Annotated in this window: 20 protein-coding genes and 3 pseudogenes; 17 read left to right on the top strand and 6 right to left on the bottom strand. The window is 67.6% G+C overall.

Annotation, left to right across the window (positions count from 1 at the left end; translation table 11 throughout):
- Positions 1-175 precede the first annotated feature (175 nt).
- Entirely contained in the window at positions 176-406 is a 231-nt protein-coding gene (locus ACZZ93_RS06700; protein WP_463510720.1) for a hypothetical protein, read from the bottom strand.
- A gap of 92 nt (positions 407-498) precedes the next feature.
- On the opposite strand from ACZZ93_RS06700, the gene ACZZ93_RS06695 reads away from it, so the two are divergent.
- The gene (locus ACZZ93_RS06695) at positions 499-945 is read left to right on the top strand and encodes a hypothetical protein (RefSeq protein ID WP_463510719.1); all 447 of its coding nucleotides are present in this window, start codon (positions 499-501) and stop codon (positions 943-945) included.
- Here ACZZ93_RS06695 and ACZZ93_RS06690 read toward each other — a convergent pair.
- Entirely contained in the window at positions 858-1,664 is an 807-nt protein-coding gene (locus tag ACZZ93_RS06690) for a DeoR/GlpR family DNA-binding transcription regulator (protein ID WP_053098975.1), read from the bottom strand. The genes ACZZ93_RS06695 and ACZZ93_RS06690 overlap by 88 nt on opposite strands.
- 249 nt (positions 1,665-1,913) lie before the next feature.
- On the opposite strand from ACZZ93_RS06690, the gene ACZZ93_RS06685 reads away from it, so the two are divergent.
- The 10 genes and pseudogenes from ACZZ93_RS06685 to ACZZ93_RS06640 all read left to right on the top strand — a co-directional run bounded on the left by ACZZ93_RS06685 (position 1,914) and on the right by ACZZ93_RS06640 (position 13,116).
- Entirely contained in the window at positions 1,914-3,209 is a 1,296-nt protein-coding gene (locus tag ACZZ93_RS06685; protein WP_056277298.1) for an ABC transporter substrate-binding protein, read from the top strand.
- Between the two features lie 83 nt (positions 3,210-3,292).
- Positions 3,293-4,216: a carbohydrate ABC transporter permease gene (locus ACZZ93_RS06680; protein WP_053098977.1), complete on the top strand. Its 924-nt coding sequence runs from the start codon at positions 3,293-3,295 to the stop codon at positions 4,214-4,216.
- 2 nt (positions 4,217-4,218) lie between these two features.
- A complete protein-coding gene (locus tag ACZZ93_RS06675) occupies positions 4,219-5,064 on the top strand; it encodes a carbohydrate ABC transporter permease (protein WP_053098978.1) in 846 nt (281 codons plus the stop codon).
- A 46-nt stretch (positions 5,065-5,110) separates the two neighbouring features.
- Positions 5,111-5,974, top strand: coding sequence for a ketose-bisphosphate aldolase (locus ACZZ93_RS06670; RefSeq protein WP_053098979.1), 864 nt, complete (start codon positions 5,111-5,113; stop codon positions 5,972-5,974).
- 30 nt (positions 5,975-6,004) lie between these two features.
- Positions 6,005-8,173, top strand: a complete 2,169-nt coding sequence (locus ACZZ93_RS06665) for an ADP-dependent glucokinase/phosphofructokinase (RefSeq protein ID WP_463510718.1) — start codon at positions 6,005-6,007, stop codon at positions 8,171-8,173.
- Between the two features lie 40 nt (positions 8,174-8,213).
- Positions 8,214-8,684, top strand: coding sequence for a DUF3817 domain-containing protein (locus ACZZ93_RS06660; RefSeq protein ID WP_463510717.1), 471 nt, complete (start codon positions 8,214-8,216; stop codon positions 8,682-8,684).
- A complete protein-coding gene (gene guaA / locus ACZZ93_RS06655; protein WP_072590861.1) occupies positions 8,681-10,267 on the top strand; it encodes a glutamine-hydrolyzing GMP synthase in 1,587 nt (528 codons plus the stop codon). Before ACZZ93_RS06660 ends, guaA begins: the two co-directional genes overlap by 4 nt.
- 81 nt (positions 10,268-10,348) lie before the next feature.
- Positions 10,349-11,286, top strand: a pseudogene (locus tag ACZZ93_RS06650) (L-lactate dehydrogenase).
- A gap of 112 nt (positions 11,287-11,398) precedes the next feature.
- Positions 11,399-11,826: pseudogene (locus tag ACZZ93_RS06645) on the top strand (YciI family protein).
- Between the two features lies 1 nt (position 11,827).
- Positions 11,828-13,116 (top strand): annotated as a pseudogene (locus ACZZ93_RS06640) (RNA polymerase sigma factor).
- Between the two features lie 77 nt (positions 13,117-13,193).
- On the opposite strand, the gene ACZZ93_RS06635 reads toward ACZZ93_RS06640, so the two are convergent.
- Entirely contained in the window at positions 13,194-13,466 is a 273-nt protein-coding gene (locus ACZZ93_RS06635) for a GlsB/YeaQ/YmgE family stress response membrane protein (RefSeq protein WP_053098987.1), read from the bottom strand.
- 159 nt (positions 13,467-13,625) lie between these two features.
- Positions 13,626-14,549, bottom strand: coding sequence for a Bax inhibitor-1/YccA family protein (locus ACZZ93_RS06630; protein ID WP_463510716.1), 924 nt, complete (start codon positions 14,547-14,549; stop codon positions 13,626-13,628).
- A gap of 87 nt (positions 14,550-14,636) precedes the next feature.
- Between ACZZ93_RS06630 and ACZZ93_RS06625 the strand changes: the two genes are divergently transcribed.
- On the top strand, positions 14,637-15,623 hold the full coding sequence (locus tag ACZZ93_RS06625; protein ID WP_447647477.1) for a glycerophosphodiester phosphodiesterase family protein: 987 nt from the start codon (positions 14,637-14,639) through the stop codon (positions 15,621-15,623).
- 6 nt (positions 15,624-15,629) lie between these two features.
- Here the strand turns inward: ACZZ93_RS06625 and ACZZ93_RS06620 are convergent, their stop codons facing one another.
- The gene (locus ACZZ93_RS06620; RefSeq protein WP_187250070.1) at positions 15,630-16,091 is read right to left on the bottom strand and encodes a hemerythrin domain-containing protein; all 462 of its coding nucleotides are present in this window, start codon (positions 16,089-16,091) and stop codon (positions 15,630-15,632) included.
- A 29-nt stretch (positions 16,092-16,120) separates the two neighbouring features.
- Positions 16,121-16,516, bottom strand: coding sequence for a YccF domain-containing protein (locus ACZZ93_RS06615; RefSeq protein WP_187250071.1), 396 nt, complete (start codon positions 16,514-16,516; stop codon positions 16,121-16,123).
- Positions 16,517-16,681: 165 nt separating this feature from the next.
- Here ACZZ93_RS06615 and ACZZ93_RS06610 point away from each other — a divergent pair, with 165 nt between their 5' ends.
- The 5 genes from ACZZ93_RS06610 (at position 16,682) to ligD (ending at position 24,338) form a co-directional block, all read left to right on the top strand.
- Entirely contained in the window at positions 16,682-16,870 is a 189-nt protein-coding gene (locus tag ACZZ93_RS06610; protein WP_463510715.1) for a hypothetical protein, read from the top strand.
- Positions 16,831-19,524, top strand: a complete 2,694-nt coding sequence (locus ACZZ93_RS06605; RefSeq protein WP_463511729.1) for a lamin tail domain-containing protein — start codon at positions 16,831-16,833, stop codon at positions 19,522-19,524. The genes ACZZ93_RS06610 and ACZZ93_RS06605 overlap by 40 nt, the downstream gene beginning before the upstream one ends.
- A gap of 115 nt (positions 19,525-19,639) precedes the next feature.
- On the top strand, positions 19,640-22,084 hold the full coding sequence (locus tag ACZZ93_RS06600; RefSeq protein WP_463511728.1) for an ATP-dependent helicase: 2,445 nt from the start codon (positions 19,640-19,642) through the stop codon (positions 22,082-22,084).
- Positions 22,085-22,110: 26 nt separating this feature from the next.
- A complete protein-coding gene (locus ACZZ93_RS06595; RefSeq protein ID WP_053098993.1) occupies positions 22,111-23,244 on the top strand; it encodes an SseB family protein in 1,134 nt (377 codons plus the stop codon).
- 41 nt (positions 23,245-23,285) lie between these two features.
- Positions 23,286-24,338 (top strand): non-homologous end-joining DNA ligase, encoded by a 1,053-nt coding sequence (gene ligD / locus ACZZ93_RS06590; protein WP_463510714.1) that lies wholly within the window; start codon positions 23,286-23,288, stop codon positions 24,336-24,338.

The raw sequence follows: 24,338 nt of genomic DNA, 5'->3' as shown, positions 1-24,338 counted from the left end.
TGGGTCTTCCCACCGTTCTGCGCGCCGAAGCGGACAAGCTGGTGCAAGGGATCGGCACTGTGCAGAGTCGCGTCGATGCGGAATGCACCACGGCTCGACTGGCCGGGCTGGGAAGCGGAGCATGGGACTCCGACGCGGCACGGCACTACCTGTCGGCGTATGACCTCCATGAGGATCAGATCGACGAACTCGAGACGTCGATCGACGCGCTGGTACGCGTGCTCCGGGATGCGGCAGCATCGCAGGACGCCTGGTACTCCTCGAACCTGTTCAACGCGATCGGCGGGGTCGTCGGCATCGCCGGACTCGTCGTCGCCATCGTCGGCGGTTTCGCGACGCCCGTCGCGTGGGTGGGACTGGCGATCGGCATCATCGGACTGCTGCTGAACGTGATCGGGTACTTCATCGGACGAGGCGACTCGGAGTCTCGCGCATCCGTGCTCTCGGGGTTCTCTCGTCCACCGCTCTGCCCTCGTGGCCCCAGCCCTCGTTCGCCTCATGAGCGGCGGCGGACCCGCTGCGCCGGGCTGGTACGACGTCCACCGACGCACCCAGAGGTGGTGGGACGGTCGCCAATGGACGGAGAACGTCATCCATCACGGGCGACCGATCACGGCCACGGCACTTCGCACAGAGACGACCAGGATGCAGTGGATGTGGGTCGGAGTCGGCGTGGTCGCCTGGGCGGCGTTCCTGGTCTTCTCGTTCGCCTTCGGGGCGAGCGCGGCGTTCGCGCTCGCCCTGCTGCCGGTCGCCGGCACGGCGGCGATCGTCGCCGCCGCGATCACCGGGTCGCGCCTGATCGCGGCTGTTCCCCCACCCCCGGTGGCCCGGTCGCCTCCCGATGACGAGGGCGGTCAGGCTGAGGGGCTGATGACCTCGACCTCTGCCTGCGCGAGAGCGGCGGCGAAGGCCGGGGCCGGAGACGAATCCGTCACCAGGTAGTCGGCTCGGTCGAGCGTGGTGACCTGAGCGAACAGGCGTCGGCCGAACTTCGACGAGTCGGCGAGGATCGCGGTGCGCTCGGCCCGCTGGATCATCTCGGCCATCATGTTCGCGTCCCCCATGTTCGACGTCGAGAACCCGGCCTCGTCGATGGCGCCCACGGCGATCAGTGCCAGATCGCAGCGGATGTCCACTTCCGGGCCGCCCGGGGTCATCATGAACGCGACGGGTCCGGTGGTGGCCTGGGTGATCGCCCGCACGGCCCCGCCGAACACGTAGAGGTCGCGGAAGGCGGATGGCGAGATCTCCGCGGGGATCCGCAGGTTGTTCGTGGCGATCGTCAGGTCGCGATGGTTGCGAAGCGCCCGAGCGAGAGCCAGCGTCGTCGTTCCGGCGTTGAGCATCACCACCGCTCCGTCGTCGATGAGTCCCGCCGCGAGACGCGCGATCGTCTCCTTCTCCTCCGTCTGCAGCCGGAGACGGACGTCGAGCGCCCGGTCCTTGAGCTGCCCCTCGGCGCTGACCGCTCCGCCGTGGGTGCGGATGACGACGCCCTCTCGGTCGAGCTGATCGAGGTCCCGACGGATCGTGTCGATCGAGACGTGGAAGTGCTCTGCGAGACCTCCGACGGTCACTTCGCCGACCTGTTCGACGTAGGCGGCGAGGTCGGCTTTGCGGCCGGCGGGGAGTCGACGCTTGGGCGACGGAGTTGCTTCCATGCAGACATCTCTAGCACAGGTGCGCAGATAAACCGGCAGACTTCGGCAGAGATCGGCATCCGACGTATCCACGCGACCAACTTGGTTTTCGCCGTGACAATGCGGGTACAGTCGTGAAATCTGTAGTTACAAGTCGAAATAGATGCAGAGAATGCTTGACCATCTCGCAAACTACGGCATAACATTGCTCAAAACCGCATGAACAAGCATTGAAGCGCGAATGCGGCACGATCTCGAAGAGGAGAAGTGATGATCACAGTGGGGCGAGGGCGACGCATTCTGAAGCTCGCCGGCGCAGCGACAGCAGCCGTGACAGTCCTGGCCGTGGCAGGGTGCGCGGCAGGCGACAGCGGAACCGATGGAGGGGATGGCGGAGACGTCACCATCGAGTTCGCCCAGTGGTGGGAGCCCGAGCTCCCCGACGGTGAGTTCCGGGCGCTCATCGACGAATTCGAGGACGCCAACCCGGGCGTCACGGTCAAGCTCGTGAGCGGACCGTACGCATCGACCAAGGAGCAGCTGTTCGCGGGAGCGGCCTCCGGCACCATGCCGGACGTCGTCGGCCTCGACGGCGCGTGGGTCAACGACTTCGCCTCTCAGGGAGTGATCGCAGACCTCACCGCACTCATGGAGGAGTACGACTACGACGACAGCGAGCTGGCGAGCCAGATCCAGGTCGACGACAGCACATACATGATCCCGGTGGTGAACTTCGTCTACCCGATGTTCACCAACGACACGCTGCTGGCAGATGCGGGCGTCACCGCCCCGCCGGCCACGCGCACGGAGTTCGCCGACGCGGCATCGAAGGTCTCGGCGCTCGGCGGCGACGTGTCGGGCTGGGTGCTCCCGCTCTCCCTGGAAGCGCCGAACGGCGTGCAGAACGACGTCATGTCGTGGGTGTGGGCCTCCGGAGGCTCGATGCTCGAAGACGGTCAGCCCGATCTGACGAACGACGATGTGACGTCGGCGGTCGACTTCATCGGCGGCATGTGGGATGACGGCTCGATCGCCTCCGGTTCCTTCACGATGAAGGAGCAGGACAAGGTCGAGGAGTTCACCAACGGTCGTGTCGGCATGATGATCGACTCGCTCGCGCACATCAACCTGATCCGCGAGACGAACCCCGATCTGAAGTTCTCGATCTCGGCGCTGCCGGCCGAGGACGGATACGACGGCGAGCGCGGCATCCCCTACGCATCCTGGGGCATCGGCGTCGCCGAGAACTCGGAGCACAAGGAGGCGGCATTCAAGCTCGTCGAGTTCCTCATGAGCGAGCAGACCAACTCGGAGCTCTCGACGATGGCGAACGCGTTCCCCGGCAACTCGAAGTCGGTCCCCGGGTTCGTCGAGGACGATGAGCTGTTCAAGACGGCGTTCGAGATCTACCAGGCGGGCTACCCGGCGAACGAGTTCACCGGGCTCCCCGTGGCGGAGGAGCTTATGCGTCAGCTCGGCGAGCAGCTGCAGTCGGCCTTCGACGGTCAGCAGTCGATCGACGACGCGCTCAAGAAGGCGCAGGACGCGTGGGTCGCGGAGTTCTGATCTCCCACGACCCGCATTGAACGGGGTGCCGCATCGCTCCCGATGCGATGCGGCACCCGACCAACCAAGGAGCCACGCTTCCCATGAGCCTGAGAACGTCCGACGACACCGAGGTGATCGTCACCGGAGTCGCGCTGTCGCGTCGCCGACGGCAGCTGCGCAAGACGACCGAGTCGTACGCCTTCCTCTCGCCGACCATCATCCTGCTGTTCGTGCTGATGATCGTGCCGATCGTCATGGTGATCGGCTATTCGTTCCAGGACAACGTGATCCTGAACAAGTCGCCCGAGTTCGTCGGCATCGGCAACTACGTCGAGATCCTGTCGGATCCGCGCTTCTGGAAGGCGACGGGCAACACCATCCTCTTCACGGTGACCAGCGTGGTGGCGCACCTGGTGCTCGGTCTCGCCTTCGCGATGATGCTCAACAGCCCGCTGCTCGGTCGGTTCTCACGGTCCTTCTTCCGGGCCCTGTACGTGCTGCCGTGGCTGTTCACGGTCGCCGTGATCGCCGTGCTGTGGCGGATGCTCCTGGCCCCGAACGGTGTGGTGAACTTCCTGCTCAACACCGACATCGAATGGCTCGCATCGCCGCAGCTCGCGCTCGGCACCATCATCTTCATCAACATCTGGGCGGGATACCCCTTCTTCATGGTCAGCCTGCTGGCCGGCCTCCAGGGCATCCCGAATGAGCTGAACGAGGCTGCCACCGTCGATGGCGCGGGTGCCGTGCAGCGCTTCTGGAACGTCACCATCCCGCAGCTGCGTCCCATCATCGTCAGCCTCGTGCTGCTCGACCTGATCTGGACGTCGCAGCAGTTCGCGCTCATCTGGATGACCACGGGTGGCGGACCGATCGACGTGACCGAGGTGCTCAGCACCTTCACCTACAAGCTCGCCTTCGCGAAGTACGACTTCTCGCTCGCGGCGACCTCCGCCGTGCTGGTCCTGCTCATGTCGATGGTGCTCGCCGTCTTCTACGTCCGTCACCAGAAAGCGAGGGACTGACCATGGCTCTCACCGTGCAGAACCAGCGCCGCGTCGCCAAGACCGGGGTCATGATCGGCCTCATCCTCGGAGCAGTGTTCGCCGCAGGGCCCGTGCTGTGGATGCTGTCGAGCTCGTTCAAGTCGAACACGCAGATCTTCGAACTGCCTCCTCGTCTGGTCACCGACACGTTCTCGTTCGACGCCTACATCGCGATCTTCACGAACCCCGAGACGATGCGGTTCTTCTTCAACAGCTACGTCGTCGCGGGCTCCGTCACGATCCTCACCCTCCTCGTCGCGATCCAGGCGGCGTACGCGTTCAGCCGGTTCGACTTCCGGGGCAAGCGCATCCTCAACGTTGTCATCGTCAGCGTGCAGGCCGTACCACCCATCACCCTGCTGATCCCGTACTTCGGTCTGATGGTGGCGCTCGGGCTGTACAACTCGTACCTCGGGCTGATCCTCACCTACATGGTGTTCACGCTGCCCTACGCGATCATCATGATGACCGGCTACTTCAACACCCTCCCCAAGGAGCTCGACGAGGCCGTCCGCGTCGACGGCGCCGGATCCATGACCGCCCTGTGGCGCATCCTCGTGCCGATCTCGATCCCCGGGATCGTGTCCGTCGGCATCTACACGTTCATGATCGCGTGGAACGAGTACCTCTTCGCTCTCACCCTCACCCGCACGATCGACATGCGCACGGTGCCCATCGGCATCCAGCTGCTCATGGGGCAGCACTCGTACGAGTGGAACCAGATCATGGCGATGAGCGTGCTCGGCTCGATCCCGGTCCTCATCCTCTTCCTCATCTTCCAGCGGTACTTCATCAGCGGTCTCACGGCGGGGTCCGTGAAGAGCTGACGTCGTCCCGACGGATCCACGACCACCACGAAACAGGAGAAATCACGTGCTCTACACCGGCAAATCCATCCTCGATGTCGCCAATGCCAACAACTTCGCCATCCCGGCGTTCAACATCAGCGACTGGGCGATGTTCAACGGAATCATGGACATCAGCGAGGAGAAGGCCGCTCCGGTCATCATCGCGATCCACCCCGACGAGGTGTCGCACATCACCACCGACCTCATCCCCGCGATGCACGCCCGCGCCCACCGGTCGAGCGTGCCCGTCGCGATCCACTGGGACCACGGCGGAAGCTACGAGGAGATCATCTCGGCCATCAAGGCCGGCTTCACCTCGGTCATGATCGACGCATCGCTGCTGCCGTTCGACGAGAACGTCGCGCTCACGCGCAAGGTGGTCGACGCGGCGCATGCCGTCGGCATCCAGGTCGAGGGCGAACTCGGCACGATCGGCGCCAACGACAGCTACGGCGAGTCGGGAGCGGCCGAGATCATCTACACGAACCCGGAAGACGCGGTGCGCTTCGTCGAGGAGACAGGCGTCGACAGTCTCGCCATCGCGATCGGCACGTCGCACGGCCTGTACCCGAGCGACAAGAACCCCGAGCTGCGTCACGACCTGCTCGAGCAGATCAAGGCCGCGGTCGGCATCCCGCTCGTGCTGCATGGCGGATCCTCGAACCCGGATGCGGAACTCCGCCGCGCCGTCGAGCTGGGTGTGAACAAGATCAACATCTCGAGCGACATCAAGGTCTCGTACCACAACCGCATGCGCGAGATCCTCGGCACCGATCAGCGTCTGCGCGAGCCGAACGCGATCCAGCCGGCGGCGCTCGAGGCCATGAAAGCCACCGCTGCTGAGAAGATCGAGCTGTTCGGTGCGGACGGCAAGGCGTCGCTGTACTGAATCCCGGATCTCGGAAGGATGATCGGCGACGTGGGCAGAACTCTCGTACTCGGACTCGGCGGCACCGTCGACTACGAGCTGAAGTGGGATTCGTCGGTGTTCGACAGGCTGGCGCACGCGCACGGAGTGCGGCGGCACGAGCTCACCACCACGGCGCCGATCACCGACGAACGGTCGTTGCTGGTGGCGGTGCTCGCGTTCGTCGCCTCGGGGACCGGGGCGGAGCGTTTCGTCGCCTCGTCCGAGGTGATCGAGGACTTCGTGTCGCACTTCGAGCACGCGATCACGCTCGGGGGCACCGGTGTGCGAGCGGGGCTCGTGCTCGACGCCCTCGGCATCCCGAGCGTGCAGCACCTCGTCAGCATCGACGACAACGTCCGTCGTCTGCTGCCGGACACGATCTCCTACATCTGCTCGGCGACCGAGGACACCCTCGACCCGCATCTGATCGTGCAGTATCCGGTCGGCGCGCACGTGCGCCTCACGGACGGCGACGTCCTGTCGCCCGCGCCCAATCGGCTGATCTTCGCGAACGATCCGCCGAACCGGACGATGCTGCTCGCCACCGATCTGCCGACGACGCTGGCCGACGCGGGCGTCTTCCTCGTCTCTGGATTCAACACGATGCAGAATCACGACCTGCTGGAGCTCCGGCTCGCCGAGGTGCAGAGCGCGATGCGCAGCCTCCCCGACGACGCGCTCGTCTACTACGAGGACGCGGGCTTCTACACGCGCGATTTCGCCGACACCGTGCGCCGCCGTCTGCTGCCGCAGATCCATGTCTACGGCATGAACGAGGATGAGCTGCAGGAGTACCTCGGACGCGCGGTGAACCTCCTCGACACCGACGACGTCATCCGCGCCCTCCGCGCGGTGCACGCGATCATCCCCGCGCGGGCACTCGTCGTGCACACCCGCTACTGGGCGATCGCCATCGGACCGGATGCCGCCCGGCACGGTGCCGCCCTCGACTCCGCCGTCCGCGTCGCCGCCACCCGCTACCGCGTGGGCGACGCCCTGACCGCCGCGGACGTCGACGACACCGATGCGATGCCCCGCCACGGGGGAGGAGGCGCTCGTCGCCGCTGTCGAGGCCGGTCTGCCCGGTTCCGCCGGGGTCGCCGCATTCTCGCTCGACGTCGCCACACCGACGACCGTCGGACTCGGCGACACGTTCGTCGGCGGCTTCCTCGCCGGAGCCGTGCGATCGAAGGAGAACGTGTGAACCCGATCCTGCTGTCGTCCAACCGGCCCGCCGAGCGCTTCTACCGCGGCGGTGCGCGCATCAGCGCCTTCCGCGGCGAAGCCAGTGACGCTCCCCGCGAGCCGGAGGACTGGATCGGCTCGACGACCACGGTCAACGGCGAGCCCCTGCTCGGGCTCACCACGCTCCCGGACGGCCGAGTGCTGCGTGACGTGATCGAGCACGATCCGACGGCCTGGCTGGGCGATGCCCACGTCGCACGGTGGGGTGCGGACACACGACTGCTCGTGAAGCTGTTGGACGCGGGGCAGCGGCTGCCGGTGCATGCGCACCCGCACGACGACTTCGCAGCGACGCATCTCGGTCGAGCACACGGCAAGGCAGAGGCGTGGTACATGCTGCAGGGCGGCACGGTGCATGTCGGACTGCGGGAGGACGTCGATGCCGCGGCGCTCGCCGACCTCGTGGATCGGCAGGACGTGGACGCACTGCTCGGTCTGCTGCACGAGGTGGAGGTCGTTGCGGGCGACGTCGTCTGGGTGCCGCCGGGCGAACTGCACGCGATCGGCGCCGGCATCCTGCTGCTCGAACTCCAGCAGCCCGAAGATCTGTCGATCCTTCTCGAGTGGGACGGCTTCGCGATCGACGGTGCGGAGGCCGGGCATCTCGGCCTCGGCTTCGAGCTGGCGCTCGCCGCGGTGAACACCCGTGGGCGTTCGGCGGCCGACCTGGATGCGCTGATCGGAACCGCCCCCGATTCCGGTTCCGTCTTTCCAGCCGCCGCGGACGAGTACTTCCGACTCGAGCGGATCCCCGTCGACGGCTCGACCGTCGTCGGTCGCGGCTTCTCGATCGTGATCGTGAGCGGCGGTGACATCGAGATCGACGGACGGAGACTCCGCATCGGTTCCTCGCTGCTCGTGCCGGACGCGGCCGGGGTGCTCGAGGCGACGGGCGCGGGCGAGCTTCTCGTCGCCCGCCCGCCCGCGCCCTGACTCGGAATCGACGCGGACTCTCCCCGGCTAGACTGGAGCCATGCCCGAACCGAAAGTCGCCAGCTTTCCGGCGATCCGTGGTGCGCTGAAGTTCTACCAGATCGCGTCGATCATCACCGGAGTCATGCTGCTCCTGCTGGTCGCCGAGATGGTGCTGAAGTACACGCCGATCCGACTCGAGCTCTTCGCAGGGGGATCCGGCGGTCTGCTGTGGTTCGCACCCGTGGTCGAGGGACCCGAGGGCCTCGAATCGACCGGCGACGGACTCAACATCTCGCTCTCGATCCTCGTCGCGCACGGCTGGTTCTACGTCGTCTACCTCTTCGCGTGCTTCCGGATGTGGAGCCTGATGCGCTGGCCGTTCCTGCGCTTCATCCTGCTCGCGCTCGGCGGCGTCATCCCGCTGCTGTCGTTCTTCATGGAGGCCATCGTCGCCCGCGACTTCAAGGCCTACCTCGCTTCCCGGGAGGCCGCCGCGGCCCCCGCCCCTGCCACGGAAGGTGTCCGGTGACCGAACAGTCCGAGACCCAGCAGCGCCCCGCGCTCGTCGTCGACTTCGGCGCGCAGTACGCGCAGCTGATCGCCCGCCGAGTGCGTGAGGCGGGTGTCTACAGCGAGATCGTGCCGCACACCGCCACGGCCGCCGAGATCGCCGAGAAGAACCCCGTCGCCATCATCCTCTCGGGTGGTCCGTCGTCGGTCTACGAAGAGGGCGCCCCGCGCCTCGACCCGGCCGTGTTCGACCTCGGAGTGCCCACGCTGGGCATCTGCTACGGCTTCCAGTACATGGCGCAGACGCTCGGCGGCGAGGTCGCGAACACCGGGCTTCGCGAGTACGGCGCGACGGATGCCGTCATCTCCGGCGACGGCGGCACGCTGCTCGGCGGCCAGCCGGCAGCGCAGAACGTCTGGATGAGCCACGGCGACCAGGTCGCCAAGGCGCCCGAGGGGTTCGACGTGCTCGCCACGACCGACGCCACGAAGGTCGCGGCGTTCGCCAACGAGGAGCGCGGCTTCTACGGTGTGCAGTGGCATCCCGAGGTCAAGCACTCCGACCACGGACAGCAGGTGCTCGAGAACTTCCTGCACAAGGGAGCCGGGCTCGCCTCCGACTGGAACAGCGACAACGTGATCGCCGAGCAGGTCGAGCGCATCCGCGAGCAGGTCGGTGACGCCCGCGTCATCTCCGCGCTCTCCGGCGGTGTCGACTCGGCGGTCTCGACCGCGCTCGTGCACAAGGCGATCGGCGACCAGCTGACCGCGGTGTTCGTCGACCACGGCCTTCTCCGCAAGGGCGAGCGCGAGCAGGTCGAGAAGGACTACGTCGAGTCGACCGGCGTGCGTCTGATCACGGTCGACGCGGCAGATGTCTTCCTCGGTCATCTCAAGGGCGTCACCGACCCCGAGGAGAAGCGCAAGATCATCGGGCGCGAATTCATCCGCGCTTTCGAGAAGGTGCAGCTCGACCTCGTCGCCGAGGCGAAGGCCTCGGGCGGCGCCCCGGTCAAGTTCCTCGTGCAGGGCACGCTCTACCCCGACGTCGTCGAGTCGGGCGGCGGTGCAGGCACCGCGAACATCAAGTCGCATCACAACGTCGGCGGACTGCCGGATGACCTCGACTTCGAGCTCATCGAGCCGCTGCGCGCGCTGTTCAAGGACGAGGTCCGTGCGATCGGCCGCGAGCTCGGCATCCCCGAGGCCATCGTCGGGCGCCAGCCGTTCCCCGGCCCCGGCCTCGGAATCCGTATCATCGGCGAGGTCACGCAGGACCGCCTCGAGATCCTCCGCGAGGCCGATGCCATCGCTCGCGAGGAGCTCACCAAGGCCGGACTCGACCAGGACATCTGGCAGTGCCCGGTCGTTCTCCTCGCCGACGTCCGCTCGGTCGGCGTGCAGGGCGACGGACGCACCTACGGCCACCCGATCGTGCTGCGTCCGGTGTCGAGTGAAGACGCCATGACCGCCGACTGGACACGCCTGCCCTATGACGTGCTGGCCAAGATCTCCAACCGGATCACCAACGGCGTGCGTGACGTCAACCGCGTCGTGCTCGACGTGACGTCGAAGCCGCCGGGGACCATCGAATGGGAGTGAGCGTCTCGCTCACCTGATCTCGAACGGGCACGGACCATCACGGTCCGTGCCCGTTCGCGTTATTTCGGGCAGGATGAGCGTATGACCAAGGCGCGGACGAAGATCACGGTGATCGGTGCAGGCAGTGTGGGCGTCAGCGTCGCGTATGCGGCGCTGATCCGGGGAGTGCGGCCGAGGTCGCGCTCTACGACATCGCCACCGACAAGGTGGATGCCGAGGTGCTCGATCTCGCGCACGGGACGCAGTTCACCTCCGCGGCCGTGAGCGGCGGCTCCGACCTCGCCGTCGTCGAGGGCAGCGACGTGATCGTCGTCACCGCCGGAGCGAAGCAGCAGCCGGGACAGACCCGCATGGAGCTCTCGGGCATCAACGCTCGTCTGCTCGAGAAGCTCATGCCGCAGCTCGTCGAGCGCGCGCCGAACGCCGTCTTCATCATCGTCACGAATCCGGCCGATGTGATGACGGTCGTCGCCCAGCGTGTCTCGGGCCTGCCGCCGCATCGCGTCTTCGGATCCGGAACCGTGCTCGACACGTCGCGTCTGCGCTGGCGGCTCGCGCATCGCGCGAATGTGAGCACCGCGAGCGTGCACGCCGACATCGTGGGCGAGCACGGCGACACGGAGTTCCCGCTCTGGTCGAACGCGACCATCGGCTCGGTGCCGATTCTCGACTGGCCCGCCGATGAGCCGTTCACCGTCGACGAGCTCGACCGCATCGCCGTCGAGGTGCGCGATGCGGCCTATGCCGTCATCCGCGGCAAGGGAGCCACGAATCTCGCGATCGGCGTCAGCTGCGCCCGCATCGCCGAGGCAGTGCTGCACGATGAGCGGGCGGTGCTTCCGGTCGCGACGGTGCTCGACGGCGAATACGGGCTTCGCGGTGTCGCGCTGTCGGTGCCCTCGGTGGTGGGCGCTGCCGGGGCCGTGCCGTTGGCCGAGACGCCCATGAGCGAGCACGAACTCGCACTGCTGCGGGCCTCGGCCGACGCGATCCGGGCTGCGGTCGACGAGCTCGACTGAACGGCCATCGGAGAATCCCAGAGTTTTTCGCGGAGATGTCGATCTGCGGCACCTTCGTTCGACGTCTTCAATGAGAGGGTCGACAGGCGGCCCCACCACCGAGGAGAACACCATGAAGTACATGCTGATCATGCGCTCGAACGACGAAGCGGTCGAGGCGTACAAGGAGATGCCGTTCGAGCAGGTCATCGAGGCGATGGGCAAGTACAACGAGTCGATGATCAAGGCCGGCGTGCTGGCTGCGGGCGAGGGCCTCAGCGACGCGGCGGAGGGATTCGTCGTCGACTTCAGCGCCGAGAAGCCTCTCATCACCGACGGCCCCTACGGAGAGACGAAGGAGCTGTTCAACGGCTTCTGGATCCTCGAGGTCTCCAGTCGTGAAGAGGCGGCGGAGTGGGCGAGCAGGGCTCCCTCGGCAAGGGGTCGTTCCTCGAGGTGCGGCGCGTGACCGACGAGTCCGACTTCCCGGCCGACAACGAGTGGATCGAGAAGGAGAAGGGCTGGCGCGAAGAGGAAGAGGCGCGTCGCGCCCAGCAGTGAGATGACCGACTCCGCACACCGCGAGACGGTCCGCCACGCACCCGACGAGGGCGTGCGGCGGGCCGTCGCCGCCGTGTGGCGCATCGAGTCGGCGAAGATCGTCGCGACCCTGACGCGTGTGGTCGGCGACTTCGGCCTCGCCGAGGACCTCGCGCAGGAGGCGCTGCTCGATGCCCTGCGGCAGTGGCCGGTCGAGGGCGTGCCGCGCAACGGCGCCGCCTGGCTCACGGCGGTCGCGAAGCGCAAGGCGATCGACGGCTGGCGGCGCCGCGAACGTCTCGACGACCGGATGGCCGTGCTCGCCCACGACCTCGAGCGAGAGCAGGCGGATGCCGCAGACGCGCCGCCCTGGGACCCGGATGCGGTCGACGACGACGTGCTGCGGCTGATCTTCATCTCGTGCCACCCGGTGCTCTCGCGCGAGGCGCAGGTGGCGCTCACCCTCCGCGTGGTGGGCGGCCTGTCGAGCGAGGAGATCGCCCGGGCGTTCCTCGTGCCGACGGCGACCGTGCAGCAGCGCATCGTGCGGGCCAAGAAGACTCTCGGTGCGGCGCAGGTCCCGTTCGAGATGCCACCACGGGAGGAGCACGCAGAGCGCCTGGGAGCGATCCTGGGCGTGCTCTACCTGATCTTCAACGAGGGGCACGCCGCGAGCAGCGGTCCCGACTGGATGCGCCCCGAGCTGAGTCTCGAGGCGATCAGACTCACGCGGGTGCTGGCCGCGCTGATGCCGCGCGAGCGCGACGTGCACAGCCTGCTGGCCCTGATGGAGCTCACCGCCGCGCGGTTCCCCGCCCGGATCGATGCCCACGGCGAACCGGTGCTCCTGTCCGACCAGGACCGTCGTCGCTGGGATCGCAGCCGCATCGCGCGGGGACGTGCTGCGCTCGCGGCCGCTGACGCACTCGGCTCGGGTCGCGGCCCCTACGGCCTTCAGGCGGGGATCGCGGAATGCCATGCGACAGCCGCGTCCGTCGACGACACCGACTGGGAGCGGATCGTGCTCCTGTACGAGGCGCTCGGTCGGATCGCTCCCTCGCCGGTCGTGGAGCTCAACCGGGCGGCTGCCGTCGCGATGGCGACGGGCCCGGCATCCGCTCTGCAGATCATCGACCGGCTCGGCGCCTCGGGTGCGCTGGCCGGTTACCACCTGCTGCCCGCGACGCGGGGGAACTGCTGCTGCGACTCGGTCGCGCGGAGGAGGCGCGCAGCGAGTTCGCCGTCGCCGCAGCGCTCGCAGGCAACGACAGGGAGCGGGCGCTGCTGCGGGCCAAGGCCGACGCGCGCTGAGCAGACGGCACACAGAGAAACCGCCCTCTTCACCAGCGTCGCTGGGGAAGAGGGCGGTTTCCTGTGTTGCTATGAGGTCAGCTGCGGGCCTTGCTGCCGCGGTTGACGATCAGGCCGTAGATCAGCAGCACGATGATCGAGCCGCCGATGGCGAGGAGCCACGTGCCCAGGTCCCAGAACTCCGTGAGAGGACGGTTCAGGATCAGGCTTCCGAGCCAGCCGCCGAGGAGGGCGCCGACGACGCCGAGCAGGAGGGTGATGAACCATCCGCCACCCTGCTTGCCGGGAAGGATCAGCTTCGCGATGGCTCCGGCGATGAGGCCGAGAAGAAGGAATCCGAGAAAGCTCATGTTCAGCTCCTTTGTTTCGTGAGCCCTGGGGTGCCAGGGCTCGTGTGATCCACTGTGCCCTCTCAGCTGATTATCAGCCAACCCCTTGCGCTGGAGGCCTCGGATATGCCAAGAGGCCCGCCCCCGAAGGGACGGGCCTCTGAGTGAGGCGGTTCGCGGTCAGTTGTTGCCGCGGACGATCGCGATGATGCGCAGGATCTCGACGTAGAGCCAGACGACCGTGACCATGATGCCGAAGGCGCCGAGCCAGCCGTACTTGCGGGGAGCGCCGTTGCGCACGCCCTGCTGGATCTGGTCGAAGTCGAGGACCAGCGAGTAGGCCGCCATGATGACGACCAGGACGCCGATGATCAGACCGAGCGGGATGCCGAAGATGGGCTGGCTGTAGAGGCCGAACGCCTGACCCTGGGGGAGGACGCCGGTCCACATGAGCACGAGGTTCAGCAGCGAGAACACGAGGTAGCCGACCATGGCGATCATGAAGATCTTGGTGGCCTTCTTCGACGCGCGAATCTTGCCGCTGGCGAAGAGAGCGAGGGTCACGCCGACGACCGAGACCGTGGCGAGCGTGGCCTGCACGACGATGCCGGGCCACATGACCTCGAAGAACGCCGAGATGCCGCCGACGAAGAGGCCCTCGAATGCGGCGTAGGCGAAGATCAGCGCGGGGCGGACCTTCTTGCGCGAGGTGAACGTGATGACCATCGCGAGCACGAAGCCGCCGAGTGCGCCGACGATCCACGGCATGAGGTTCGGCTCGAAGCGGTTGTAGGGGTTCAGCTCGGGAGCGGCGACGCCGCCCAGAGTCAGGAACCAGCCGACGGCGGCGGTGACGAGCAGGATGGCGAAGAGTCCGGCGGTCTTCCAGACGGTGTCCTCGACGGACATGCGGTCGGTCTCGATCGCGCCGGCCGGGGAGCCGCGTACATGCCCTCCAGCTGTGCGTTCGCCGCGGCGTCCATGGTGCCGTGCTGGAACGACGCGGCTTGCGCCCCTGCGCTCCTGCGGGGCACCCGGGTAGGTCGCGACGTTGCGCGGATCCTGCTGCTGGAACGCCGGGTTGTTGAAGGCGAAGTTGCTCATGTGGGCCTCACTCCAAAGTGGGTTGTAGGTCGCTTTCCTCCACGATACCCGGAAGGGCAGGTCATCAGGGTGTTCTACGCTGAGAGCGTGCCCAGGAAATCGCCTCTCGTGATCGGGCATCGCGGTGCGCCCGGCTATCGTCCGGAACACAGTCGCTCGTCATACGAGCTCGCCCTCGCGATGGGAGTCGATGCGGTCGAACCCGACGTCGTCGCCACGAAGGACGGCGTGCTCATCGTGCGGCACGAGAACGAGATCTCCGGCACCACGGATGTGGCCGAGCACCGGGAGTTCGCCGACCGGAAGACGACCAAGCGCGTCGACGGCGAGGCCCTCACCGGCTGGTTCACCGAGGACTTCACCTGGGATGAGCTCACGACGTTGCGCAGCCGGGAGCGCCTCCCGAAGGTGCGCGTGTCGAGCGCGAGCTTCGACGGTTCGCAGGCGATCCTGCGGTTGACCGACGTGCTCGACATCGTCCGGGCCGGCTCGGTCGAGTACGGACGCGAGATCGGCGTGGTGCTCGAGGTCAAGCACGCCACATACTTCGCGAGCATCGGCCTCGACCTCGCGCCGCTGATCGAACGCGACCTGCGTGCGGCGGGGTGGGCCGAGGGCGAGCTGCCGCTGATCGTGGAGTCCTTCGAGTCGACGATCCTCGGACAGCTGAGGGCCCGAGGCATCGCGGCGTCGTACGTCTATCTGATCGAGGCGTCGGGGCGCGCGTACGATCTGGTCGTCGCTCAGGGCACGCAGGCGCCCACGTATGCGGCCACCGTCACCCCGCAGGGACTCGATGCGCTCGTCGGCCGGGTCGACGGAATCAGCGTCGACAAGCGCATGCTGCTCGCCGCAGGCAACTCGATCGTCCCCGATGCGCACGCGCGCGGACTCGCGGTCTTCACATGGACCTGTCGGCCGGAGAACGCCTTCCTCTCGGCGGAGTTCCGCGGCCACGGAGGCAAGAGCGCCTACGGGGACTACGAGGCCGAATGGGGCGTCATCGCTCGCACGGGAGTCGACGGGGTCTTCGTCGATCACCCCGACCTCGGGGTCGGATTCTTTCGCGGCTGACCTCGATCAGAACGGGCCGAGCACGTCCGGAACGGGGCGATCGAGGTGGAGCGCTCGCAGCGGCTCGAGGATCTCGCGCTCCTCGAAGCGGAAGTGCGACTCCATGATCGCGCCGATGCCGTCGAGGTGGCGCTTCAGCGTCTCGCTGCCCTCTCCGCTCTCGACGGCCGTGCGGAGTCCTCCGAGCAGGTGGGCCAGCATCGAGTGATCCTGCATCAGCTTGGCGATCACGTCGCCGAGTTCCGGGTGCTGGTCGCGCAGCGCGGGGAACAGGGCGCGGTCCTCGCTCAGATGATGCCCATCGAGGGCCGAGCAGAAGCCGATGCAGAACAGCGCGAGCTCGCGCGCGGCATCCGGAGCATCCGAACCGTCCTGCACCGCCTCCCTCGTGGCCTCGAGGGCGGCGCGGAGTCTCGTGTGCGCCCGGCGCAGCTCTGCGTCCCAGGCGATCAGGCGATCGGCATCCATCCCGGCAATTCTAGAGCCGGCATCCGCGGTCAGAGCGTGCGGTCGAAGGCGCCGCGGCGCGACACGATCTCCTTGCCGAGAGGCATCAGCGAGACGGGCACCATCTTGAAGTCGGCGATGCCCATCGGGATGCCGATGATCGTGATGCAGAGCGCGAGGCCGGAGACGATGTGTCCGATCGCCAACCACCAGCCGGCGAGGATGACCCAGAGCACGTTGCCGAGGAACGAGCCGACTCCGGAGGTCGGCTTGCTGACGATCTCACGCCCGAACGGCCAGATCGCGTAGCGGGCGATGCGGAACGAGGCGATGGCCCAGGGGATCGTCACGATCGGAATGCACAGCAGGATGCCGGCCAGCATGTAGCCGAGGAAGAGAGCGAGTCCGGCGAAGATCAGCCAGATGATGTTGAGGATCGTGCGCACGGGCCGATTCTCGCATCGACGGCTGAGCATCCGCCTGTTCGCGGCCTCCCGGGCCGATGGCGAACCGCCACCGGTCGTTCACCATCCGTGCACCTGCACGCCGTCGTTCGGCCATGCGGGATCGCTGATGTGGAGTCCTACCCGACTGATTCCCTCAGGAGCCCTATGTCCCGCCTGCACTCTGCGGCTGCGGTCACGACGGTCTGCGCACTCAGCGCTGCCGCCCTGCTCGCCGTGCCGCTCGCCGCCACCGGAGCCGAACCCGGTGTCCGCATCAACGAAGTCGAGTCGAGCGGGGAGCACCCGGCGACTGGATCGAGTTCGTCAACACGTCGGCCGTCGCGGTCGACCTGAGCGGTTTCGTCGTCAAGGACGACGGCGAAGATGAGGCGTACACATTCCCGGACGGATCGGTGATCGAGCCCGGCGCGCATCTCGTTCTCGACCAGGCCGATGCCGGAGCGGGCGACTTCGCCTTCGGCCTCGGCAAAGAAGACCAGGTGCGACTGTTCGACCCGAGCGCCGTGCTCGTGGACGAGACATCGTGGGCGGCTCACGCTGCAGTGTCCTGGGGAGCGCGGGAGGTCGACGGCATCGTCGAATGGGCGGAGACGTCCGAGTCCACGAAGGGCGCGGCGAACGTCTTCGCATCCGACGAACCTCTGGGCGGCACCATCGCGATCAATGAGGTCGACTCGCAGCCGGCGGACTGGGTGGAGTTCCACAACGCGGGCGATGCCCCTCTCGACATCTCGGGCTACGAGATCCGCGACAACTCCGACGACCACCGCTGGCAGTTCCTGCCGGGCACGGAGATCGCCGCGGGCGAGTTCCTCGTTGTCGAGGAGGGCACCATCGGTCTCGTCGGTGGCGTCGAGACGGCCTTCCGCGATCCGATCGGAATCGGCAGCGCCGACCGCATCCGCCTGTTCGACACGGCTGGCGTGCTGGTCGACGACACGCAGGCATGGAGCGGCCATGCCGCCATCGACGGCGACGCCATCGCCGCGACCCTCGCACGCTGCCCCGACGGAGAGGGCGCCTTCGTGCTCGCATATGCGACCCCGGGGGTGACGAACACGTGCGTCATGCCGGACGTCGTGATCAACGAGATCGAATCCGACGGCGACGCGACCGACTGGGTCGAGGTCGTCAACTCGGGCAGCACACCGGTCGACCTCTCCGGCTGGACCGTCATGGACGGCGACCCGGTCGGCCACGCGGCGGAGACGACGCCGCTGCCCGCGGGCACCGTGCTCGAACCCGGCGCGTACCTCGTCTTCGACCAGCCGAAGGACTTCGTGTTCGGTCTGGGCAACGGCGACACCGTCACGCTGCGCGACGCGAACCTCAACATCGTCGACGAGCACGTCTACGCGGCGCATGCGGCGGGCGTCCTCGCGCGATGCGCGGACGGAGCTGGAGAGTTCGCCGACATCGCGGTCTCGACCAAGGGCCAGCGCAACGCGTGCGGCAACCCGGTGCGGATCAACGAGGTCGAGTCCGACGGCGGATCGCCCGGTGACTGGATCGAACTCGTCAACCCGACCGCATCCGCCCTCGACGTCTCCGGCGTCGTCGTGAAGGACGACGACGACACCCACTCCTACGTCATTCCGGCCGCGACCACCATCGCCGCGGGCGGATACCTCGTCATCGAGGGCACGGACCTCGGCTTCGGTCTGGGTGACGGCGACTCCGTTCGCGTCTTCGACGGAGATCTGCTCATCGACTCCACCACGTGGGGCGCAGGGCACGCGGCCACCACGTGGGGGCGCTGCCCGGACATCGCCGGCACCTTCGCGGCGACCGCGGAGAGCACGAAGGGTGCGGCGAACATCTGCGCCGGCGAGATCCCCGTCTCGCCATGGCCGGGTTCGGCCGACGTCCGGGTGCTCGACACCGCGCCGACGTTCCTCGAGGACAGCTCGGGTCTCGACGTGCAGGAGACGTCGGACGGATCGTTCCTCTGGGCCGTGGACAACGGCGAGGGGCGCATCTGGAAGCTCGAGGCCCACGCCGACGGCTCGTTCTCGCAGATCGCCGGGTGGGAGTCGGGCAAGCGTGTGCGATTCCAGAAGGATGCCGGCGACCCGAACGCCGCAGGCCCCGACACCGAGGGCATCACCGTCGACGGCGAGGGATCGGTCTACGTCGCCTCCGAGCGCGACAACAGCGCCAAGGGCGTGAACCAGAACACCATCCTGAGGGTCGACCCCGAAGCCTCCGCCGACGACCTCGTCGCCGAGCAGGAGTGGGATCTGACCTCGTCGCTCCCCGCCGTGGGAGCGAACCTCGGCATGGAGGCGGTGCAGTGGGTGCCGGACAGCGCTCTTGACGGCGCACTCTTCGACGTCAACACCGCGGCCCCGTACGACTCGGCAGACTACGCCGGACACGGCGGCGGCCTGTTCTTCGTCGCGGTCGAGGACAACGGTCACGTCTACGCGTTCGCGCTCGGCGCCGACGGCCAGGCCACGCTGGTGTCGGAGATCGCACCCGGTCTGCCCGGCGTCATGGCGCTCGACTACGACAGCGTGCTCGACGTGCTGTGGGCGGTCTGCGACGACGGCTGCCAGGGGCAGTCGGCCCAGATCACGCTGAACGGCACCGAACAGCCCGGCATCGCGCACTTCGCCCGCCCTGCCGGCATGCCCGACATCAACAACGAGGGATTCGCGACCGCCCCGGCCTCGCTGTCGGTCGACGGTGAGCGTCCGGTCTGGTGGTTCGCCGACGGTTTCGCCGCCGAGGCGCTGCGAGTCGGCACCCTTCCCGGAGTGACCGGAGAGACGCCCGGCGAAGGGCCCGGGGAGAACCCGGGGCAGACTCCTGGCGAAGGCCCGGTCTCGAGCCAGCCCGGCGGCGCGCCTTCCGGTGACGACCGTGACGGTGCCGCCGGCCTCGCTGCGACCGGCGCGGAGGTGCCCGTGGCCCTGATCGCTCTGGCCCTGATGCTCGTCGTCGGCGGTGCGCTCGTCGCCGGTCGGCGCCGGCGCGTCAGCTGACACGAGCGACGCGACGACGGTGGGGCGGATGCACGCGATCCCGTGCATCCGCCCCATCCGCCGGCAGTGTCGGTGGCGCGGCCTAGACTCGTAGAGCCATGACCGAAGCCCCCTCATCGTCCCCGGATCCGTCGGCCCTCGCTCCACCGGAGCGCAGGGACAGGACGACCTCCTCGCCGGCCTCAACCCGCAGCAGCTCGAAGCGGTGACCTACCGCGGACCCGCGCTGCTGATCGTCGCGGGTGCAGGCTCCGGCAAGACCAGCGTGCTGACACGGCGCATCGCCTCTCTGCTGAGGTCACGCGAGGCATGGCCCAGCCAGATCCTCGCGATCACCTTCACCAACAAGGCCGCCGGTGAGATGCGCGAGCGCGTCGAGGCGATCGTGGGCGACGCGGCGCGGGGCATGTGGATCTCGACGTTCCACTCCGCCTGCGTGCGGATCCTCCGGCGTGAGGCTCAGCAGTTCGGGTTCACCAAGTCGTTCACGATCTACGACTCCGGTGATTCGCGGGCGCTCATCAAGCGGCTGGTCAAGCAGCACGAGGCCGATGCCTACGGTCTCACGCCCGGGGCCGTGCAGTCGCGCATCTCCAAGCTCAAGAACGAGCTGTCGGATGCCGACGCGTATGCGCGACAGGCGAACATGAACGACCCGGCCGAGCGGATCTTCGTCGAGCTTTTCGCCGACTACCAGCGGCAGCTGCAGAAGGCGAACGCGTTCGACTTCGACGACCTGATCGGCCAGACCGTCTATCTGTTCCGCGCCTTCCCGCAGGTCGCCGACACCTATCGGCGCAGGTTCCGTCATGTGCTGGTCGACGAGTACCAGGATACGAACCACGCTCAGTACGCCCTCATCCACGAGCTGACGCGTCCGGTCTCGGGCGATTCGCCCGATCCGTATGCCTCCGACGGCATGATGATCTTCGAGCCGGAGACCACGCCGGAGCTCGAAGGCGCGTCACTCACCGTGGTGGGTGATTCCGACCAGTCGATCTACGCCTTCCGCGGCGCCGACATCCGCAACATCAGCGAGTTCGAGCGCGACTTCCCCGGCGCTCGCGTCGTGCTGCTCGAGCAGAACTACCGTTCGACGCAGAACATCCTCTCGGCGGCGAACGCGGTGATCGGCAACAACTTCGACCGCAAGGACAAGAAGCTCTGGAGCGACAAGGGCGACGGCGACATGATCGTCGGCTTCACCGGGTACTCCCAGCACGATGAGGCCCAATTCGTCGCCGACGAGGTCGAGGCGCTGCACCGCGCCGGCATGCCGTACTCCGAGATGGCCGTCTTCTACCGCACGAACTCGCAATCGCGTGCGCTGGAGGAGATCTTCATCCGCTCCGCCGTGCCCTACAAGATCATGGGCGGCACGAAGTTCTACGAGCGTGCCGAGATCAAGGACGCCCTCGCCTACCTGGTCGCCGTCGCGAACCCGGCCGACGAGATGGCTGTCCGCCGCATCCTGAACAAGCCCAGGCGCGGCATCGGCGATGTGACCGAGACGGCGATCGCCCGGTTCGCCGAAGACCACGACATCACGTTCCGGCAGGCCCTGTCCGTGCCCGAGCAGCTGGGCTTCGGTCCGAAGATCCAGGCCGGCATCGCCCAGCTCGACGCCGTGCTGGCCGAGGCGACGGAGATCATGCTCCCCGCCTCCGGCGAGGTTCCCGCTCCGACCACCGTCGCCGACGGGCTCAGCGTGCTGCTGTCGAAGAGCGGCTACCTCGACGCCCTGCGGGCGAGCCGCGACCCACAGGATGAGGCGCGCGTCGAGAACCTCGACGAGTTCGTCGCCGTCGCGCGGGACTTCGCGCGCAACAATCCTGACGGGACGATCGTGGACTTCCTCACAGAGGTCGCCCTGGTCTCGGATGCCGATGACCTCGATGACGAATCAGGGTCGGTGTCGATGATGACGATGCACACCGCGAAGGGGCTCGAGTACGACGCGGTCTTCGTGACCGGCGTCGAAGAGGATCTGATCCCGCACCGCATCTCGGCGGGGGAGCCGGGCGGTCCTCAGGAAGAGCGGAGGCTCTTCTACGTCGGCATCACGCGCGCGCGGAAGCGCCTGCACCTGTCGCTCGCGATGACCAGGGCCCAGTTCGGCGAGGTCTCGGTCGCGATGCCCAGCCGCTTCCTGCAGGAGATCCCCGCCGGACTCATCGACTGGCGCCAGTCGCCCGGCGACGTCAACTCCCGGGGAGGCATGCAGTCCCGTGCGCTCAATGCGCGCCGGGCAGGCGGATTCGGCGGCTCCGGCGGCTCCGGTTCCGGCGACCGTTTCGCGGTGAAGCAGCTGCCGGGGCGCGACTCTCTCAAGCCGCTCTCGACCGCGATGGACAAGTTCCCCAACCGCGTGACGGCGAAGATGCGTGACAACGGCGACCTCGAACTCGCCGCCGGGGATCGCATCCGCCACACGGACTTCGGCGACGGACGGGTCGACGCGGTGACGGGCGAGGGTGCCAAGCGCATCGCGCACGTGCGCTTCGATTCCGCCGGCCAGAAGAAGCTCCTGATCAAGGTCGCGCCGATCGAGAAGATCTAGCCCTCTGGCGGGTTAGGCTGGCTGATATGGCCCTGTTCTCCCGCCGCAAGAAGTCCGCCGACGACGTCGTCGCCGACCAGTTCGACACCGAGACCGAGGAGTCCGCCGACGAGACTCCGGACGGTGCGGAGGCGCCGGCGGACGCCGCCGAGGCCACGCCCACCATCGGTATCTCCGTCCAGGCGTTCCGTGGGGTCGGTGCTCAGGCGGGACCGGAGGTCGAGCTGCCCGGTCCTGACGCGCCGGCAGCATCGGCGCCTGCGACAGCACCCGCCCCTGCTCCCGCTGCGCCGGCACCCGCCCCCGTGGCCGAGCCCGAGCGTCGACTGCCGCTGGCGCCCGCGATGCCGCCCGAGCAGACCGAGACCGTCCCGGGCATGAAGGACAACGTCCTGCTGCGTGAATCCCTGAAAGAGGTCGAGCAGGGCGCCACGAACGAGCAGCTGCTCGGAGTGCTCCGCCAGGCGCTGCAGGGGCACATGTACATCCGCGTCAACGGTGACGCACGCGCGCAGATCAGTGAGGGCAAGCCTCTCGCTGTCGCGGTCGTGCGTGATGGCGATCGTCAGTTCATGCTCGCGTTCAGTTCGGCCGCCGCTGTCCGAGACTCCGTGCAGCTCGAGAAGGACCCGACGGCGACATCTGCCGTCGCCCAGCCTGTCACGTCCGTTCTGCAGCAGGTCGTCTCGGGTGACTTCGCCGGCCTCATCGTCGACAACGCCTCTGCACCGCACCGCGTGGTGTTCCCGTCCGAGCTCCTGCAGAAGGCGCTCGAGCAGGCAGACGTCGACATGACGGTCAAGTCGCTGATCGCCGCGCCGCGAGAGCAGGACACCGCATCGAAGGTCGGTGAGGCGCTCGCGACGAAGCGCATGTGGGTCGCCGTCAACGAGGGAAATCCCGGCGGACAGGTCGGGATCGCCGAAGCGCAGACTCCCGACGGCAAGCGGTTCCTCCAGCTCTTCTCGCACCCGCTCGAGGTGCTCGCGCTCGGTCGGGGCGATCGACCGCTGCCGTTCGAGCCGCTGCAGCTGGCCAAGATCCTCTCCAGCCACATCGATATGGCCGGGGTCATCATCGATCCGGCCGGCCCCAGCATCGTGGTCGAGCGCGACGCTCTCACCTCGGTGCTGATCCTCGCGATCGACATCGACGACTGACGGGCTTCCCCCGCGTCGCACCGGCCCTCTAGGGTCGGAGCATGGCCTCAGAACGCGTGACCCTGACAGTCATCGATCCCGATGGAGAGCGCGAGGTCGCGCTCTCGAGCCCGAACAGGGTCGTCTGGCCGAAGGACGGCATCACGAAGGCCGAGCTCGCGGAGTACTTCCAGCTCGTCAGCGTGCCGTTCCTCGAGGCGAACGGGAATCGTCCCGTCTCGCTCGAGCGCTTCCGCGACGGCGTGGGAAGCGACGGGTTCTTCTCGAAGAACCCGCCCAAGGGAACGCCCGACTATGTCGACGCCGTCACCGTGACCTACAACAGTGCGCGTCGGCATCCGCAGATCGTCCTGAATCGCCCGAGCGCGATCGTCTGGGCGGCGCAGATGAACACGATCGTCTTCCACCCCTGGGCGTCCCTCGCCACCGACCCGGACAATCCCGTCGAGTTGCGGATCGACCTCGACCCGCAGCCCGGCACGGGGTTCGCGGATGCCATCCCCGCCGCGCACGCGCTGAGAGAGGTGCTCGAGGAGGTCGGTCTCACCGCGTTCGTGAAGACCAGCGGCAACCGTGGACTGCACGTGTTCGCGCCCATCGAACCGACTCATGAGTTCCTCGATGTGCGGCACGCCGTGATCGCAGCCGGCCGCGAGCTGGAGCGACGGATGCCGGGGCAGGTCACGATGAGCTGGTGGAAGGAGGAGCGTGGTCAGCGGGTCTTCATCGACTTCAACCAGGCGAACCGCGACCGCACGATGGCCGGTGCCTACAGCCCCCGCGCGCTTCCCGGGGCCACGGTCTCGACGCCCGTGCACTGGGACGAGCTGGACGGTCTCGACCCCGCGGTCTTCACCGTCCGCAGCATCCCGAAGAGACTCGCCGAGGTCGGTGATCCCTGGGCGGGCAAGCAGGACGAGCCGGGGCGCATCGACACGCTTCTCGAGTGGTGGGAGCGGGACAAGGCGGCGGGCCTCGGCGAGTTGTCGTTCCCGCCCGAGTTCCCCAAGATGCCCGGGGAGCCCCCACGCGTGCAGCCCAGCAAGAAGGTCGACGCCCACTGGGATGCGAACGGTGATCCCGTCGAGGAGTGA

Source organism: Microbacterium sp. AC026 (assembly GCF_979258475.1).
This window is presented reverse-complemented; position numbering and strand designations above follow the sequence as displayed.

Bases quoted from the DNA above. Each gene is read 5' to 3' on its own strand.
- ACZZ93_RS06700 (WP_463510720.1), bottom strand. From the start codon at position 406: ATGAAGTACCCGATCACGTTCAGCAGCAGTCCGATGATGCCGATCGCC.
- ACZZ93_RS06695 (WP_463510719.1), top strand. From the start codon at position 499: ATGAGCGGCGGCGGACCCGCTGCGCCGGGCTGGTACGACGTCCACCGA.
- ACZZ93_RS06690 (WP_053098975.1), bottom strand. From the start codon at position 1,664: ATGGAAGCAACTCCGTCGCCCAAGCGTCGACTCCCCGCCGGCCGCAAA.
- ACZZ93_RS06685 (WP_056277298.1), top strand. From the start codon at position 1,914: ATGATCACAGTGGGGCGAGGGCGACGCATTCTGAAGCTCGCCGGCGCA.
- ACZZ93_RS06680 (WP_053098977.1), top strand. From the start codon at position 3,293: ATGAGCCTGAGAACGTCCGACGACACCGAGGTGATCGTCACCGGAGTC.
- ACZZ93_RS06675 (WP_053098978.1), top strand. From the start codon at position 4,219: ATGGCTCTCACCGTGCAGAACCAGCGCCGCGTCGCCAAGACCGGGGTC.
- ACZZ93_RS06660 (WP_463510717.1), top strand. From the start codon at position 8,214: ATGCCCGAACCGAAAGTCGCCAGCTTTCCGGCGATCCGTGGTGCGCTG.
- ACZZ93_RS06635 (WP_053098987.1), bottom strand. From the start codon at position 13,466: ATGAGCTTTCTCGGATTCCTTCTTCTCGGCCTCATCGCCGGAGCCATC.
- ACZZ93_RS06630 (WP_463510716.1), bottom strand. From the start codon at position 14,549: ATGAGCAACTTCGCCTTCAACAACCCGGCGTTCCAGCAGCAGGATCCG.
- ACZZ93_RS06620 (WP_187250070.1), bottom strand. From the start codon at position 16,091: ATGGATGCCGATCGCCTGATCGCCTGGGACGCAGAGCTGCGCCGGGCG.
- ACZZ93_RS06610 (WP_463510715.1), top strand. From the start codon at position 16,682: ATGTCCCGCCTGCACTCTGCGGCTGCGGTCACGACGGTCTGCGCACTC.
- ACZZ93_RS06595 (WP_053098993.1), top strand. From the start codon at position 22,111: ATGGCCCTGTTCTCCCGCCGCAAGAAGTCCGCCGACGACGTCGTCGCC.
- ligD (WP_463510714.1), top strand. From the start codon at position 23,286: ATGGCCTCAGAACGCGTGACCCTGACAGTCATCGATCCCGATGGAGAG.